The organism is Flavobacterium sp. K77 (genome assembly GCF_021608205.1).
Classification (GTDB): domain Bacteria; phylum Bacteroidota; class Bacteroidia; order Flavobacteriales; family Flavobacteriaceae; genus Flavobacterium; species Flavobacterium turcicum.
On sequence record NZ_JAKIHO010000060.1, the window covers coordinates 1 to 323 of the forward strand.

Genomic DNA, 323 nt, shown 5'->3' on the forward strand with positions numbered 1-323 from the left:
CATGTCCGTTGACACTGATTTTCCAGCCGTCATCGAAAGGAATTGATAGAAAAAGCATTGAGGGTTGGTCAATTTTTATGCTACCCCTTATTTCATTTTCCTTAAAAGATCTAATCAATAATTGTTTAGGACTACTATCATTTAGAACAGATTGATAATAGGGCTGCAACTCCGTTAGCTTTTTTACATCTTTTTCTTCGACAACTATTGATTTATTTACTATTTTGTGCTTTTGACCTAAAGTTAGTTTATCGAACTCTTTTTCAGTGATATAATTTGTAAATGCAAAACCTAAAGACCTATGGTTTTTTAATTTATACAAG

General features: G+C 31.3%; 1 protein-coding gene. It reads right to left on the reverse strand.

Annotated features, from left to right (window positions below):
* Positions 1-323 (reverse strand): YfhO family protein (locus L1S34_RS14895; RefSeq protein WP_236364896.1); only part of this gene is annotated, 323 nt, incomplete at both ends.